Below are 15,149 nucleotides of genomic sequence, written 5' to 3' on the forward strand. Positions count from 1 at the left end.
CGCTGGCCGCCACGTTGCACAATTTGCTAACGGGCGTGCGCGTCATTCACACTGACTTCCCGACATCACCAGTGCACGGCTTGTGCATAGGTTGTGCACGCAAATCACACGCCAGATCGTGGCCGTTAACGGTTTAACATCACAACGAAGTATGCGGCGTCACACTTTCTTCCCAAAGCCCCTTGCCCCCTTCGATCCACGCAGCTAAACGGGTCAACGGAGACGTGGCCGAGTGGTCGAAGGCGCTCCCCTGCTAAGGAAGTAGGGCCGATCCTACCCCCTTGAAATCATTAACATAATCAGGGTTTTTAAAACCGTGTGTTCAAAATGTGAACGTTTTGAATGTGCGTTTTCCATTGTTTTCAATGACTTATCGATATGTGCCAGCTTAGCTGACACTTCATCGAAAAGCAATTTTTTCTAGATTTTTGGCCAGAAAGAATAGCATCGAAAGGGTTGAAAACTACTCCCTTAAACGGGCACATGAGGTCACAAAGAGTGACATCGAAAGGGTGCGAACTACTCCCTTGGTTAGGGAAATTTTCTCCATATTAAATACGTCTAAAGTTAATCTGAGTAGGGAGCCGGGGGCCCGATCTGTGGCTGCTTAAATACCTGCCTTTGCGGATACAATAGATCGTAAACCCCGTGCATTCATGCCGCACGCTGCGGTAAAGGTGAGGTCTGATATCGATCGTTTTGCCAGCGCTAGCATGACCTTCGCTACTCTTCGGCAAAGCTTGTAAAGATAGGCTAGTAGCCGAGTTGGGCGGACAGCAGACTTTCGCTGCGCATGAGCCGGTGAAGTGGTAACACTCGATAGCGGACATAGGAATGCTTTCTGGTTTTGCCTGATCGTAACAGACATGCAGCATTGGTTTTAATCCTCGGCCATGCACAGACACTGGTTCGATGCTCAAAAGTCGCTTGGAGCAGTTATTACAACAGAAACCATCGAAACAACCTTTGGGAGAATGTTGTGCGTGACTTTGATGGAAAATGAGGACTAGTGTCGCTGAAAAGCTATTTACGCAAAGCTAAACGACAATTTCAGGTGGTACAATTTTTGTCAAACGAACGAAAAAAGCTGTCACCCGCGCAGGAACTCGCTCTAATATCACAAGTTGATCGCGTGTGCCCACTGGACGCGGAGCCGCTCTTTCACAAGAAGGGTACACGTTCGTACAAGAGCTACGAAATCGCTCACATTTACCCACTAAACCCTACACCCGATGAAGAACGTCTTTTGCAAAATGAAGAGCGTCTTGGAATAGACCTCAATGATGAAGACAACCTTATCCCGCTTTGTACCATCTGCCATGGTAAGTTCGACAAGCCTAGGACGATTGAGGGATATCAGGAACTTGTTGCCATAAAAAAGAAGGCCATCGAACGAAGCGGTCAAGAGGAATTATGGAAAACGAACCCTATCAAGGAAAGCATACTAAAAATCGTTGATGCCATTTATGCCGATGCTGACGAAGGCATTGAAGCAGAAATTACCTTCACTTCCATGAAGGTTGACGAGAAACTCAACGACACTATTTCCAGGCCGACGCGGCGGAAAATCAAGAACAACGTAACCGACTACTACACGTTCATCAGAGAAAAATTGGTACTGCTAGACAAGGCGGGTGACTGCACTTCCGAAATAATTTCGAACCAAATAAAGGGTTTTTACCTCATTCAAAAAGGAGACGGTATCAGCCAGCAAGCTGCGTTTGACAACATTGTCAAATGGCTCAACGCCAAAACAAAGGCAGATTCCAATGATGCAGCGGAAATCATCACCTCATTCTTTATCCAAAATTGCGAAGTCTTCGAATGATTTGCCCTGATAAATTCACGTCCATAGATGACTCAGTATTAAGCAAATCTACAAAACTGCTTATGGAAGTTGGCACCCAAGTAACAGTTGGCCAGTTGCGCTCAGAAACAGAAAAGTACTTTCCTGACGTCGCGGACTTCATCTTAGCATTGGACACACTCTTTGCGCTTGGCAAAATCGACTTCAACGATAGTACGGGGATGATTACTTATGTTGACTGAGATTCACTGTAAGAAGTTTAAAACCGAAACCATCAAGTTTCATGCGGGTTTAAACGTAGTGCTAGGTGATCATGCCGCAACTAACTCTATCGGGAAGTCTAATCTATTGATGGTTCTCGATTTCGCCTTCGGAGGGGACAGTTTCCTCCAACATAACAGTGACGTACCCAAAGCGTTGGGGCATCATGATTACCAATTTCGGTTCAAGTTTGGAGCGAAGCATGTTCACTTTATCCGAAACACAGACACACCCGATCTGGTCCTCCAAATAGCTGAGGATTCGGAAGAAGAGACCCCTATATCAATTGAGGACTATCGAGCTTTCTTAAAGGCGGCATACTCTTTGGACGATGTGAAGCTGACCTTTAGGGCTATTACTTCTCTGTTTTCTCGAATATGGGGCAAAGACAATTTGGATGTTAAGCAACCGCTACATTCACATATTAAACAGACATCCGCCACTCGGATTGATTACCTAATAAAGCTCTACAATAAGTATGATGATATTGACGCTTTGTCAGATTCAGTAAAGACGCTGGCTGATAGGAAAAAGTCGGTCACAAGCGCGTACAAACAAAACCTAATCCCCAAAAGCACTACGAGAGAATACAAGGAAAACCTAAAATCGTTGTCGGAGATCGATACCGAAATAAAGGAAATCAAAAACAATTTGGCCAAATATGCGGTCAGCATTGGTGAAATCGTGAACCGTAAGGTCTTTGAGCTAAAGGAAACCAGAGATGTGCTGATAGGGGAAAGGGATAAAGTCTCCGTCAATCTCTCGAGGGTGAAACGAGACCTGAACAAAAACAAATATATAAAAAGTAAAGCGTTCAAGAATCTCGAAAAATTCTTCCCCGAAGCAGACTTCGATAGGTTTGGTCAAATCGAGCACTTCCACTCAAAGATTGCGAGCATCCTTCGAGACGAACTTAGGGCCAGCGAAAAAGAACTAACCATGTCTCTCCAAGAGTTGGAAAGTGCTGTTGGTTCCGTCGATCTGGAGATCAGTGACGCGCTTGGCGATATCGACGAACCGACGGCCATCGTAGACAGAGTCCACGAACTCGCGGTTCGGCGCAGTAACGCGAAGAGAAGGATCGACTATTTTGAAACTGATAAAGATGTAACTGGCAATTTGCGCGATGATCGATTGCGCCTAGCTGAACTCAGGAACTCAATCTCGGCGCATATCTCAAACATCATAAACAACAAGATTCGAAAACTGGTAGATGTTGTCTATGACGAGCACAGAACAAGTCCGAAGTTGGAAATAAATAATAATAGCTACAGCTTCTCGGCTGTTGAAGACACTGGAACGGGGAAAGCCTATTCCAACTTAGTCCTGCTGGATCTGGCAATTCTACAAACTACCGTGCTCCCCTTCGTAATCCATGACTCTGTGCTTTTTAAGAACATTGAGAACGAGGCAGTGGCCCAACTTATAAAGCTATACATGTCGTTTGACCGTCAGACATTTATTGCGATTGATGAGATACAAAAATACGGGGCAAATACTGAGAAAGTATTGATAAACCAAAGGGTTATTGAGCTTTCCAATGAAAACCAACTATACATAAAGGATTGGAGAGGTTAGCGACAATGCGTAGGCTATTTGAACGTCCCCTATGGCGGGTTGCACTGCGGTATTGATGACCCCACCGAGCGGCAGCTCTGGGCCGACTGCGCGGTTATCGAATTCGATGGGTTTCAAGAGCACGACCGGTGACATTCTGGTAGAAACTTTGAAGCGTTTTTTCGCAATCGGCGATCTCTTTTTTGGCGTGGTCCGCGAAGCCTTCGAGAAATCCTCGATCATTGTTTTTGGACAAAATCTCGATCATCGACGTGCACACGTGATCAAGCTCTTTGATCGCATCGTTTACGTTGAGTGCCTCGTCGAAGATCGCCTCATCGATCTCGCCGAGCACCAGCAAGTTTGCCGATAGTACTTCGGAGTACACCTTACCGATAGGAAATTGAGAAGCCATTTCGCCGTCTTCTTCACGCCGAACGTAACGTTCGCCAAGAGCGCTGACTTGGATTGAGATTTTTGAATTGGCCTCGACTAAATGCCGTTCGATTTGAAAAATGCCGTCCCGCAACCTCTTGATAGCCCAATTGTTCCGTTCAATCTCGTCGGCAATGAGCCGCCGGACCGCTTGCCGCTTTCTGGAATTTGCCTTCCGTCGTCGGTTGGCTTCGATTCCTTCCTTCACGCCGAACAGAATGATCGCAGCAACAACTGTAACTGGTAGTAAACGGCCAGCGCCGATTATGTGATCAAGTATCTGTTCCATGTTTTCCTATTTTCAGCTCTGGATGGACGCACGAGCATTTAGAAAACCCGCGGCCATGATGTTTGCTGTCGTCCAAGAAGAACTACGCCATTAGCGGTCTATAGCGAGCGTTGACGGCCTACGAAAGCTTAGACGCTCGCCTTTTGTTCGAACGGCTGCTTTGGTGAACCGCATTGCAGCATGCGAAGGGTGACATGAGTGACGGCTTTGGGCCGTTCACTCAGGATCGCTCAATCCTTTCAGCACTTCTTCAAGCGCACTCCTTATTAACTCAGCCGCTTCACGTCCTTTTTCATCGGCGTGAATGTAGACGTCCTGAACCATACGGGGGCTTTTCCATCGTCCCGCTCGCGCAATATCGTTTGATGTCCAGCCTGAATTGTTCAGCAGCGTCGCCATGCTATGCCGACCGGCTTGGTGCGGTGGAATGTACTCAATTCCCGCGTCATCGCAGATTTTCCGCCATATTCCGTGAACCCCGGAGTTGCCTTCGTACCCAAAAACATACGGACGTGCATGGTCCAAACGGGCAATTTCGCAGGTCAGCGCTTTTGAAATAAGTGCGCTTTGGTACTCGCCATTCTTAGTAATCCCAAGGTTGGCGACGCAGTGTTCAAAATCAAAGTCCGCCCGCTTTAGCCGCGTGACCTCTCCAAGGCGTGCGCCCGTTTCGACCAAGAATGCGCATAGCGCTGCTAAATGGGGCAAGCCGCGAGCATGAGATGCCTTTTGGAACTTGATAATCCATTCTGGTGACGCGGTCCTGCGTTGGGGCTTTTCGACAGAAAATTTCTGAATTCTGATGTGTCTGCTGCCCGTCAACATGGCAGCATGGTTTATAATCGCACTGGTGACGCCGAGAACCTGACGATTTTTGGTACTCGCCTTTCTTCCCGGTAAAAGCTCATCTGCAGCGTTCCGGACGCAAAGTGGTGTAAAATCTGCAAGTCGTTTGTCTTTAAAGTGTGCTACCAGAGGATCAACGAAGCGGGCATTCGGCTTATCTCTTAAATATAGTTCTGCGGCCTCGCGAAAGGTCATGCCACGCGTTTCGCCATCCATCATTTCTCTAAAGAGCTTCGCTTCAAGGTGTGCTCGTAGCTCTTTTGCGATTTTATTATTGTCAGTTCCTAGGCTTTTCCTGACCTTCCAACCGCCGACTGATCCGACGGCGTAGTAATTTTTCAAACCTTTGGGTTTGCAGAGCCTTAATCCCATCTTTTACAGCCTTCCTGAGTTACGTGTACCTGCGAGAGGTGCTGTAAGGATAAGAGGCAGTGCGGTGACAAGCTAGGTAAGAGTAAATGACAAATGTCAGTCTAACTAACTGAGATTGTTGTCTGTTTTTTGATGTGAGGCGGGTTATATGGTTTGTACAGCGCGCGGTTAAATCGCGGCAAAACCCCTTGCCAGCGCGGACCGGGATCTAACCTGTTTGTGTGCGAAATCTCAATGGAACTGCGCGCCACTTTGAATTTCACGAACCGATCAAAGTGGTCATCGGAGCAACCAGTGGCGAATGTCGGGTTCGAGCCCAATTTACCGGATGCTGCGCTGCACTCCAATGGCGGCTATCAGGATTGTGCCGCGAGGAAAGCCTCGTAGTCCTCAATCCAACGCCTCTCGCACCATGCCAGTTCTCCGTACTTGGAGATTTGGGACAATTCAGTGTTTTCAGTAATCGCGCCTACCCAAGGTAATATTCTTTTTTCGACCAATCTCGTCATCGTTCGAAGTCGCTTTCTCACTGCTTCACAAGACTGGTCCCCGAAGGCGAAGTCGCTTGTCAACCATCGACCGGAGTTTTCAGGGCGGTAGTTCAGTCTGGGTTTCAAAAAGCCATCGAAGTCTTCAAAAGTCAGTTTTCTTGGGAAGTCATCTACGACTAGATTTTCGCTGTCAGGGTCATCGCTGCTTACCGGCCTAAGAAATGAATGACGAAAACAAATAGCTGTTCGCGCGAGCCCCGGGTGAGGCCATTTTCCATCAATTCGCTTGATCCAAAGGTCTCGGGTGCCTTTCAAATACCGAAGAGATTTCGTCCTTCGAACAAAATCGAAGCCCATTTCGACCAATGGACGGGCGAACCCCTGATCAAACAACTCGTTAAACTCAATATGGTCCAAATGAATACCGTTTTGTGCTCCACACCCCGTCGAGCTTAGCAGACATTCAAGAACAGGCAACGAATGGCAACTAAGCCCGCGTTTCGGACGTGAACCCTCGAGCGAGCTAATGTCCGTTACTCCATAACTATAAAGTCTTAGTAGGACTCGGCGGCAGCTCTTTAGGGGTCGACTCATCAATTGGCTGGGAGTTTGCAGTCGCAACAATGGTCTGATTTGCGAAGGGTCCGGAGTGCGAATGACAAGAACTTTTTTATGGTGATTTGAGACGTCGACGGTAACTACCTTTGATTTCTGACCGATCTATAGTGGCGGAAGTCGGACGGTAGATTTCGTGAGCTGAGCAGTGTGTTGGGCCAGAACGATTGCGGCAAATTGAACTGGTTACATAGTCTCAAGCAGTAAAATCATGGGAAATTGCGCTAGTCTAGCTTACATCATCTTGTCAGCTTAGGTGACACTTTTCGCTGACATTCTGTCAGGCTACGTGACAACTTGTGCACGTTATGTGCACATTTTGTGTACACCTGTCTGCACCTGTGTGCACCTGTGTGCACCTCGGCTATTTTCGCTTACAAAATGTTATTCGTCTGGAGGGCGTTTTTTCTCTTGTAGATAAGGGACATGACAACTATCACCGCCCACGGAGACGTGGCCGAGTGGTCGAAGGCGCTCCCCTGCTAAGGGAGTAGGCCCGGAAGGGTCTCGAGGGTTCGAATCCCTTCGTCTCCGCCAGAAACCCCTGTTTTCTATGCCTTTTGTGCAGAAAACACGAGGTTTCCACGGTACCTAACGAAGCACAACATCTGGCCTCAATCCACCACAACAAGTTTGTAGGGTATGTCTGACGTCAGCTCTTATGGGGCCAAATAGGGCGGTTTGCTAAGAGAGGGTTTGTTGCTCATCGTAACTACTGAGGAGTGGACGATGAGAAAGACAACGAAGACACTCGGCGAGAAGATCGTCAAAGACATCAAACGCGCCACGCGCAAGCATTATTCATCCGAAGAGAAGATCAGGATCGTGCTGGATGGCCTGCGCGGCGAGGACAGCATTGCCGAGCTGTGTCGTCGCGAAGGCATATCGCAGGGCATCTATTACAAGTGGTCGAAAGACTTCATGGAGGCCGGTAAGAAGCGGCTGGCTGGGGACACGGCGCGTACGGCAAATACTGACGAGGTGAAGGAACTGCGTCGCGAGGCAAAGGACCTCAAAGAGGTGGTTGCGGAGCAAACGCTCGAACTCCGCTTGCTCAAAAAAAGCATGTTCGGGGATGGGGACGACCGCGAATGAGGTATGCTGCATCAGAGAAGTTGGAGATCATCCGTTTGGTCGAGGAAAGCCATCTGTCGGCCCGCAGGACATTGGCCAAGCTGGGTATCCCCCGGACCACATTCTATCGCTGGTACGACCGGTATCTGCAGCGTGGCGAAGCTGGGCTGCAGGATCGATCTCCCAAGCCACAACACGTCTGGAACCGCGTGCCCGATGAAGTGAAGCGCAAGGTTGTCGACTTCGCCCTGAAGGAGACGGAGCTGTCACCACGCGAGTTGGCGGTGTCGCTTACGGATCAAGAAAGGTATTTTGTCTCGGAATCCACGGTGTATCGCGTGCTGAAAGCCCATGATCTGATCACCAGCCCTGCATTTATCGTGCTCAAGGCAGCCAGCGAGTTCAAAGACAAAACAACTGCGATCAACCAGCTTTGGCAAACAGACTTCACCTACATCAAGGTATTGGGCTGGGGCTGGTTCTACCTCAGCACGGTCCTCGACGATTACAGCCGCTACATCGTCTCCACTGCCCGGCAGGGTATTGCGCAGCAATGTCCCGAGAGGGATGGAAGCTTTGCACGAACATGCGGGCTGAAGACGTGACGGATACACTGGACCTCGCATTGCAGGCATCCGGCTGCGATCAGGTTCACGTCGTTCACAAGCCACGGCTACTGAGTGACAATGGCTCAAGTTATGTCTCAGGTGATCTGGCTGAATGGCTGCAGGACAAGGGCATGAAGCACTCGCGCGGTGCGCCGTATCATCCGCAAACCCAAGGCAAAATCGAACGCTGGCACCAAACCCTCAAGAACCGCATCTTGCTGGAAAACTACTTCTTGCCCGGCGATCTCGAACGCCAAATCGAAGCCTTCGTCGAACACTACAATCACCAGCGCTATCACGAGAGCATCAACAACGTCACACCTGCCGACGTCTACTTTGGCCGTGACAAAGCCATTCTAAAACAAAGGGAAAGGATCAAACGAAAGACGCTCGAAACGCGGCGCTTGCATCACCGCCAGCATGCCGCATAATCAAACAAACCAGATGAGCCAAACTCTCTCTTAGATTAGGCCGCCATTGGTTCCAAAAACTCTGACGACGGACATTGGCAGCTTAATTTCTCTGCGATGTCCGCCCGTATCACATCCACAGGAAAGCCACCTCATCAATTAGTGGTAAATTTGTGGGTCTATTCTTGAAGTAAAGAGAATATTGATATACTATTCAGTATGTTATACTAGTTGTTCGCCAGACTTCGTCTCCGCCATCAACCTCGATTTTGCGTTTAGAACTGACGACCCCTTTTGGGGGCGACCGACGGCGTGTCGAGCGGGCTGGACGTCGTTTTCGTTGCGAAATTGCCTTGTCGAAGAGCCCTATCTCGCCGTGCGTCGCCTAAAGAGCGCGCCGAACAACCAGCCTCTCTGCAACGTGGCGGCTTACCGAAGCTGCTAGTGCAAGGTCGCTGGTTGTGCTTGGAAATGCTCTTGTTTGCCGCCCATGCGCGGAGGTCGCACAAGACACATCTGTTTCAGAGCGAGCCCAAATTCGGTCGCGAGGGACGTCAGCAGTGGGGCGACGTCAGGCCGGACCAGTAGCGTCGCGATCAGCATCGCGTCGTCCTTGTCACCCATAACGGCAGTTCCGATGAAATTGGCAAAACAGGATTCGTCGGACCCAAGGCATTTGCAATCGACGGCATGCCGCATCAGCGGTCTACGCCCATGTCGTGCGCACAGACTGCATAGGTCTTCAAACGATTTCAGCGCCTGACGTCCCCGATCTGGTCCAAGTCGGGACGCGAAATCGTGCCAAACATGCGCCTGACTGTCCGGACCATCGCACCATAGCCGCAGATACATTACGGATGCAGCTTCGATATCTTCAAGTTCCGTAATGAAACCGACAGCAGCGCCACCACGTTTTTCCTGCGCGCTTGTCATTTGGTCAGGATCAACTTGCCGGCCCGCGTGATCCGCAGGGTGTAGGTTTGATCCCCCAGGACGATGTGGGCTTGGCCGCCGCCCTTTGTCAGGTCTTCCGCCGCATATGTCGGTAAAGCGGTGGCGACGGGTGTGCCTGTTTCTTTTGCGATTGGAAGTGACATCATGACAAACTTCCTTTGGTTTCAGCTGCGGTCCATTTGCGATGTTTCATCAAGCCGTCCTCACATGGTTTACGTGTCGGGCTTCCCTGCAAAGGATTCGGGTGGCTTGACTAATACAATACCTGACTGAATCAGTAGGGTATGTCAATCCGAGAAAGTAAGACGGTGGCTGTGGTCGGCCAAGCCGACGTTGCGCTTACGATTTCGGGCTAAAAATCCGCGCGGCGAGAGGCGCGCCAAGGATCACAACAACAATCCGCAAAACATGATGGGCGATAACAAAAGCCATATCCGCGCCCGCGATCAAAGCTAACACTGTCATCTCCGCCTGACCGCCCGGTGCGAAGGCCAGCAGCGTTTCCATTGGGGGGGCGAGGTGAAAGATATGGATCGCTTCGACGAATAGTCCTGCGAGCACTAGCAAAATCACACAAAACCCAAGTGCGGCTAACACGTCGCGGCGCAGTTCTTCGCCGGTCACGCCTGCGTATTTTGTACCAACCGTCATCCCGATAAAGAATTGCGCCATCCAGATTGCCTCTGCTGGCGGGCGGAATTGCAAGATGCCGGATAGTGCAAGGATGGCCGCCAAGATCATTGGTCCAAGGATCGACGCACCAAACAGTCCAACGAATTTAGCAATTTGCCAGCCCGCAATGCCACAGACGGCCATCAAAACCATTTGCGACAGGGGTAGAGTTGTCGCCGAAACACCGGGCGGATTGTCAAAATCGACGCCCCAGTAGCCTTTCAGGATGAATGGCAGTGCAACCACGATGACCAGCACGCGTGTCGCGTGAATAAGGGACAAGGCGCGGACATCGCCGCCCGCTTCCTCGCCAAATAGCAGCATGTCTTGTAGGCCACCGGGCATGGCGCTGTAGTAGCTGGTTGCAAAATCAAAGCCCCACAGTTTCTGGAAATAGGGGACGCCAAGCAGCCCGATCATGAAGATCATAAATGGGACAAGGATCAGGGTGGTCCACATGCTGGCCATGCTTACGACCAGCGCCCATGTGAACGTGGCCCCAACAGCCACCCCCAGTATCGTGCGCATCAGGTTGTTCACCACCGGCATGCCGCGCATTTCGACGCCGATCAGGGCCGCGATCAAACAGGCAAATATCGGGCCAAGCAGCCAAGGGAGCGGTAGGTTCACGTACAATGACGCGGCCACGCCAGCCCCTGCAATCAGGTATGTGCGAAGAATTGCGATCATTGGTTCATCACCGCCAATCGATGACGCAGCGATGTTTGCAGATGTGCGGCCGCAGCGGCACCTGCGGCGTCGCTGTCGCCTTTGGAAATTGCTGTGATGATCTGGGTGTGTTGTTCGACGACGGTTTCGATCCGCGCCGCATCCGCCAGTGTTGTTGGACCCAACAACAAGAGCGCATTGTTCAAGGCGCGTGCGGATTCCAGCAAAAACCTGTTACGCGCTGACAAATAGATCGACTGGTGCAGGCGCTGGTTGATTGCCGCAGCTTTTGACGGATCTTTCACGGTTTCCCTCATCTGATCGTTCAACGCTGTCAACGCGTCGACCTCTGCTTCGATCGCATGTTTGGCCGCCAATTCTGCCGCGGTGCGTTCCAGCACCAGCCGCATTTCGTATAGTTCCACGACCTCTGTCTGCCCCAATTCACGTATGACGGCACCGACACGTGGGCGGTGTTCGATGATGCGTTCCGCCTCCAGACGCCGCAGCGCTTCGCGAACGGGCGTGCGTGACAACGAAAAACGGTCCGCGATTTCGACTTCGCGCAGCCTATCGCCGGGGCGATATTCACCCTGTTTGATCGCATCCATCAGTCGACTGAACGCGACGCTGCCTTGGGATTGGTCGGTAGTATCGGGAGAGGTCATTGGAAGCTCACGTATTGTATCCACGTGGATGCAATACGCGAAACCTACCTAAAATGTCAAAGCGATTATTGTCTGGCGTCGCCGTCGTGTTTTGCCAGCCACGCAAGTATTGCCTGATTGGTTTCATCCGGCATCTCTTGTTGAATCCAATGTCCGCAATCAAGGCTGATGACATCAACATTAGGCACGAACTTTGTCAGGCTTGGGGATTTTGGGATCATGTCGCGATCACCGTAGATCATCAGGGCGGGCAGGGTGATGATGGGATCTACCTCTGCCAGAATTTCCCAGTTGCGATCAAGATTTCTGTACCAATTGATGCTGCCCGTGAAACCGGATTGATCGAACGCAGACGCAAAAACGTCCAAATCTTGATCGGACATTACAGGTTCGCCAAGCGGCGCGTCTGCCTTGGCGAGATTGATCATCATCATGCCCGGTTCTGGCGGCGTTGCGGGTAGGTTTTTGCGGTACAGATTACGTAGGAACTGCCTTGGATTGGCATCCAACACGGCGTCAGCAACACTCGGTTGCCGATTGAAGTGCACGAAGTAATTGTCGGGTCCAAATATGTCCTCCATGAACGCAATCCACGGTTTTTCGGTGCGTTCTTGATAGGGCAATGCAAGGTTAATGATCTTGCGCACTCGTTTGGGGTGCAGCATGGCCAGCCCCCACACAACGTTTGCCCCCCAATCATGACCTACAAAGATCGCGTCGTCGTAGCCGTAGTGATCCAGCAGCGCCGTCAGATCGCTGGTCAAATGCGTTAGGTCGTAATCAGTGACAGTCTCTGGTCGGGATGAACGCCCGTAACCCCGTTGGTTGGGCACGATGACATGATAACCTGCCGCCACGAGGGCTGGAATTTGATGGCGCCACGAATACGCATGTTCGGGCCATCCATGACACAGTACAATCGGGCGACCAGCGTTTTCGTAGCCCGCTTCAAACACTTCAAGCGTGATTCCATTGACGTCGATCAAGGTAGGCTCTGGAAAGTTGGTAGCATCAAACACGGCGTATTCTCCTTTTTTACATGTTTGATCGGTCTCTAATCTGTAATGGTGCCAAAAAATGTCACCATTGTGCGTTAGGCTACCGAAATGAATTCACGTCAGAGACAAGCCGAGATTGTGCGCAGCCTACGGCGCAATGGAACGTCAACGATTGGCGATTTAGCCGCGCAAGTCGACGCCTCGCGTCGCACGATCCTGCGGGATATCTCAGCGCTACGCGACGAAGGATTTGTTATTCACTCTGAACCGGGGCGGGGCGGTGGTCTGCAACTTGACCCACAGTCGGTGCAAACCTCCGCGCGCTTATCGGTGGCAGAGGTTTTCGCGCTTCTGATCAGTGTTGCGTCAATGCGAGCTGCGGGGAACCTGCCGTTTGCCGGTTTGGCAGACGCGGGATTGGCGAAGATTGAAAAGGCGTTGCCATCCGAAAAAATCAAGGATCTCCGCAGGTTTCTGGACTGCCTGTACGTTGGTCAGCTGGCCCCGCAGGTCGATATATCTGACTTGGGCGCAATGGACGACGCCCTGCTGCCTGCATTTGAAACGGCTTTTCTTGAACTGCTGCATCTTCGGTTCGGGTACCGCGACGCAAAGGGCAACGTATCAACGCGCGCGGTTGAACCGCAAGCGATGTTGATCTTGTCGCCGGTCTGGTATTTGGTCGCGTGGGATCCCGCGCGTTCCGATTTCCGTCATTTTCGCATGGATCGCATCAGCCAGCCTCAGGTCGTTGAAGGCGCGACCTTCCGGCGCCGTCACGTGCCGTTCGATGACACTGTCCGTCCGGTCCAAAGCCATGGCGGCTAACGCGTTCTAACGGACTAAAATCGTCGGCGGTGCAGCGTTCAGCTGTTCAATAGCGAACCCTGCTGCGGCTTTGTATTTGGCCATGAAATCGGCCCGTTCCTGTTTCGGAATAACGGTATCGATATCGTCAAAAATGCCGCCGCACCGATCATTGAGGATGTTCAGCAATCCAAAAGGACCTGCGCCACGGTTGCGCAGAACCAGCTCGGATATCGGGCCACACAGTTGGTCGTCAAAGCTGGTCAGCGCGTCTGACGTCAAGCCGTGCTTTTGCAGCGCAGCCACAAGGACACGGGCATCCACGATGGCTTGGCTCGCGCCATTTGATCCGGTCGGATACATCGCGTGGGCGGCATCGCCAATCAACGCAACCGATCCATCAACCCAAGTCGCCACCGGGTCGCGGTCGATCATCGGGTTTTCATAGGCGCAGTCGGCCCGTGCAAGCATCGCAGGGACATCAAGCCAGTCATATCGGAATTCGTCAAAGTGATGAACAAAGTCGTCGACGCTGGCAGGACGGAACCAGTTTTGATGATGCCACCCACCATCGGTGTCCATCGTGACCTCTGCGATCCAGTTGATCAGGGCCAATCCATCGGCATCCGGTTTCGAAATCGGATACATCACCATGCGCTGACGATGTGTGCCTAGCCCGACAAAGGACGATCCAGTCCGCCAAGGTTTGGCGCGCACTGTGCCACGCCACATCACGGCACCGCCCCAATGGATCGGCGGCTGGTCAGGGTGCATCTGGGCGCGCACGGCCGAATGTATCCCGTCTGCACCAATAAGAAGCCGACCGTCTATGGTCGTGCCGTCAGACAAATGAACCGCGACACTGGCAGGTTTGTTGTCATAGCCGGTGACTTTTGTGCCCAGTATAACGGCATTCTCGCCGATCCGTTCGATGACTTTCTGGTACAACATCATGTGGAAAGCGCCGCGATGGACCGCATATTGCGGCCAAAGGTAACCGGCATCTGTTCCACGGGGTTCCGCGTAAACTTCTTTACCGTTCAGCCCGACCAGCGCCCATTCTTTGGCTGCGATACCGACGCCGTCCAGATCATCAGCCGTTATGCCAAGATCGGATAGTTCACGCACAGCATTGGGTTGAATGTTAATGCCAACACCCATCGGGCGCATTTCTTTTGCGGCTTCGATGATTGTGCAAGGAACACCGATCTGGTGCAGCGTTAACGCAAGCGCAAGCCCTCCAATTCCTGCGCCCGCGATCATCACGTGGTCTGACACTGCAATATTCCTCACCCTGACGCTGCGCAGCAAACGGCTCGCAGTTGTACAGTGCTGACATATCATCAGGTAAGCAAGATCGGGTCGTCAGATGCGGATGTCATCTTCGGTCATGGCAAGCGCACATGCAAAGGCATCATCCTTGTTTTCCCGAATGTCTTTTAAGAGCATTAACATTGATCGTATCCAAATGGTGACGGGTTTGGTTGTTGACAGGACGCCGGACAAAGGTATCCATACGTCGCTAACCCAAAGGGGGGACCTTTCGCTGTGGTCGAGAACGACGCGTTTGCGAATTTAAAGAGTGACGTTATCCTTACGGGCACGGTGCAGCAGTC

At 51.5% G+C, this 15,149-nt stretch carries 11 protein-coding genes, 1 tRNA gene and 1 pseudogene; 5 read left to right on the forward strand and 8 right to left on the reverse strand.

Annotated features, from left to right (window positions below):
• The first annotated feature begins 1,009 nt into the window (after positions 1–1,009).
• Together K3729_04125 and K3729_04130 are read left to right on the forward strand one after the other, a co-directional pair.
• The gene (locus K3729_04125) at positions 1,010–1,828 is read left to right on the forward strand and encodes an HNH endonuclease (GenBank protein UWQ99979.1); all 819 of its coding nucleotides are present in this window, start codon (positions 1,010–1,012) and stop codon (positions 1,826–1,828) included.
• Between the two features lie 210 nt (positions 1,829–2,038).
• Positions 2,039–3,646 carry a DUF2326 domain-containing protein gene (locus K3729_04130; protein UWQ99980.1) on the forward strand — a complete coding sequence of 536 codons (1,608 nt, stop codon included), beginning with the start codon at positions 2,039–2,041 and terminating at the stop codon, positions 3,644–3,646.
• Positions 3,647–3,740: 94 nt separating this feature from the next.
• On the opposite strand, the gene K3729_04135 is transcribed toward K3729_04130, so the two are convergent.
• A complete protein-coding gene (locus K3729_04135; protein ID UWQ99981.1) occupies positions 3,741–4,349 on the reverse strand; it encodes a hypothetical protein in 609 nt (202 codons plus the stop codon).
• Between the two features lie 216 nt (positions 4,350–4,565).
• Positions 4,566–5,567 (reverse strand): tyrosine-type recombinase/integrase, encoded by a 1,002-nt coding sequence (locus tag K3729_04140; protein UWQ99982.1) that lies wholly within the window; start codon positions 5,565–5,567, stop codon positions 4,566–4,568.
• Between the two features lie 1,553 nt (positions 5,568–7,120).
• On the opposite strand from K3729_04140, the gene K3729_04145 reads away from it, so the two are divergent.
• Both K3729_04145 and K3729_04150 read left to right on the forward strand, forming a co-directional pair.
• Positions 7,121–7,210 (forward strand) — tRNA-Ser (locus tag K3729_04145).
• 192 nt (positions 7,211–7,402) lie between these two features.
• Positions 7,403–8,786 (forward strand): annotated as a pseudogene (locus tag K3729_04150) (IS3 family transposase).
• Between the two features lie 420 nt (positions 8,787–9,206).
• Here K3729_04150 and K3729_04155 read toward each other — a convergent pair.
• The 5 genes from K3729_04155 to K3729_04175 all read right to left on the reverse strand — a co-directional run bounded on the left by K3729_04155 (position 9,207) and on the right by K3729_04175 (position 12,747).
• A complete protein-coding gene (locus K3729_04155) occupies positions 9,207–9,698 on the reverse strand; it encodes a hypothetical protein (GenBank protein ID UWQ99983.1) in 492 nt (163 codons plus the stop codon).
• Positions 9,695–9,862 carry a hemin uptake protein HemP gene (locus K3729_04160; GenBank protein UWR00937.1) on the reverse strand — a complete coding sequence of 56 codons (168 nt, stop codon included), beginning with the start codon at positions 9,860–9,862 and terminating at the stop codon, positions 9,695–9,697. The genes K3729_04155 and K3729_04160 overlap by 4 nt, the downstream gene beginning before the upstream one ends.
• Positions 9,863–10,058: 196 nt before the next feature.
• Positions 10,059–11,081 carry an AbrB family transcriptional regulator gene (locus K3729_04165; protein ID UWQ99984.1) on the reverse strand — a complete coding sequence of 341 codons (1,023 nt, stop codon included), beginning with the start codon at positions 11,079–11,081 and terminating at the stop codon, positions 10,059–10,061.
• Entirely contained in the window at positions 11,078–11,728 is a 651-nt protein-coding gene (locus K3729_04170) for a GntR family transcriptional regulator (GenBank protein UWQ99985.1), read from the reverse strand. The genes K3729_04165 and K3729_04170 overlap by 4 nt, the downstream gene beginning before the upstream one ends.
• A 65-nt stretch (positions 11,729–11,793) precedes the next feature.
• Complete coding sequence (locus K3729_04175; GenBank protein UWQ99986.1) at positions 11,794–12,747, reverse strand: alpha/beta hydrolase; 954 nt, start codon at positions 12,745–12,747, stop codon at positions 11,794–11,796.
• 87 nt (positions 12,748–12,834) lie between these two features.
• On the opposite strand from K3729_04175, the gene K3729_04180 reads away from it, so the two are divergent.
• Positions 12,835–13,554: a WYL domain-containing protein gene (locus tag K3729_04180; GenBank protein UWQ99987.1), complete on the forward strand. Its 720-nt coding sequence runs from the start codon at positions 12,835–12,837 to the stop codon at positions 13,552–13,554.
• Between the two features lie 6 nt (positions 13,555–13,560).
• On the opposite strand, the gene K3729_04185 is transcribed toward K3729_04180, so the two are convergent.
• A complete protein-coding gene (locus tag K3729_04185; protein UWR00938.1) occupies positions 13,561–14,796 on the reverse strand; it encodes a flavin-dependent oxidoreductase in 1,236 nt (411 codons plus the stop codon).
• Positions 14,797–15,149: the final 353 nt, after the last annotated feature.

Source organism: Rhodobacteraceae bacterium S2214, from assembly GCA_025141675.1.
Lineage (GTDB): Bacteria > Pseudomonadota > Alphaproteobacteria > Rhodobacterales > Rhodobacteraceae > Yoonia.

What these genes read in the sequence shown, in the direction of transcription:
- K3729_04160 (UWR00937.1), bottom strand. Translation starts at nt 9,862, where the DNA reads ATGTCACTTCCAATCGCAAAAGAAACAGGCACACCCGTCGCCACCGCT.
- K3729_04180 (UWQ99987.1), top strand. Translation starts at nt 12,835, where the DNA reads ATGAATTCACGTCAGAGACAAGCCGAGATTGTGCGCAGCCTACGGCGC.
- K3729_04140 (UWQ99982.1), bottom strand. Translation starts at nt 5,567, where the DNA reads ATGGGATTAAGGCTCTGCAAACCCAAAGGTTTGAAAAATTACTACGCC.
- K3729_04165 (UWQ99984.1), bottom strand. Translation starts at nt 11,081, where the DNA reads ATGATCGCAATTCTTCGCACATACCTGATTGCAGGGGCTGGCGTGGCC.
- K3729_04170 (UWQ99985.1), bottom strand. Translation starts at nt 11,728, where the DNA reads ATGACCTCTCCCGATACTACCGACCAATCCCAAGGCAGCGTCGCGTTC.
- K3729_04155 (UWQ99983.1), bottom strand. Translation starts at nt 9,698, where the DNA reads ATGACAAGCGCGCAGGAAAAACGTGGTGGCGCTGCTGTCGGTTTCATT.
- K3729_04185 (UWR00938.1), bottom strand. Translation starts at nt 14,796, where the DNA reads ATGATCGCGGGCGCAGGAATTGGAGGGCTTGCGCTTGCGTTAACGCTG.
- K3729_04130 (UWQ99980.1), top strand. Translation starts at nt 2,039, where the DNA reads ATGTTGACTGAGATTCACTGTAAGAAGTTTAAAACCGAAACCATCAAG.
- K3729_04135 (UWQ99981.1), bottom strand. Translation starts at nt 4,349, where the DNA reads ATGGAACAGATACTTGATCACATAATCGGCGCTGGCCGTTTACTACCA.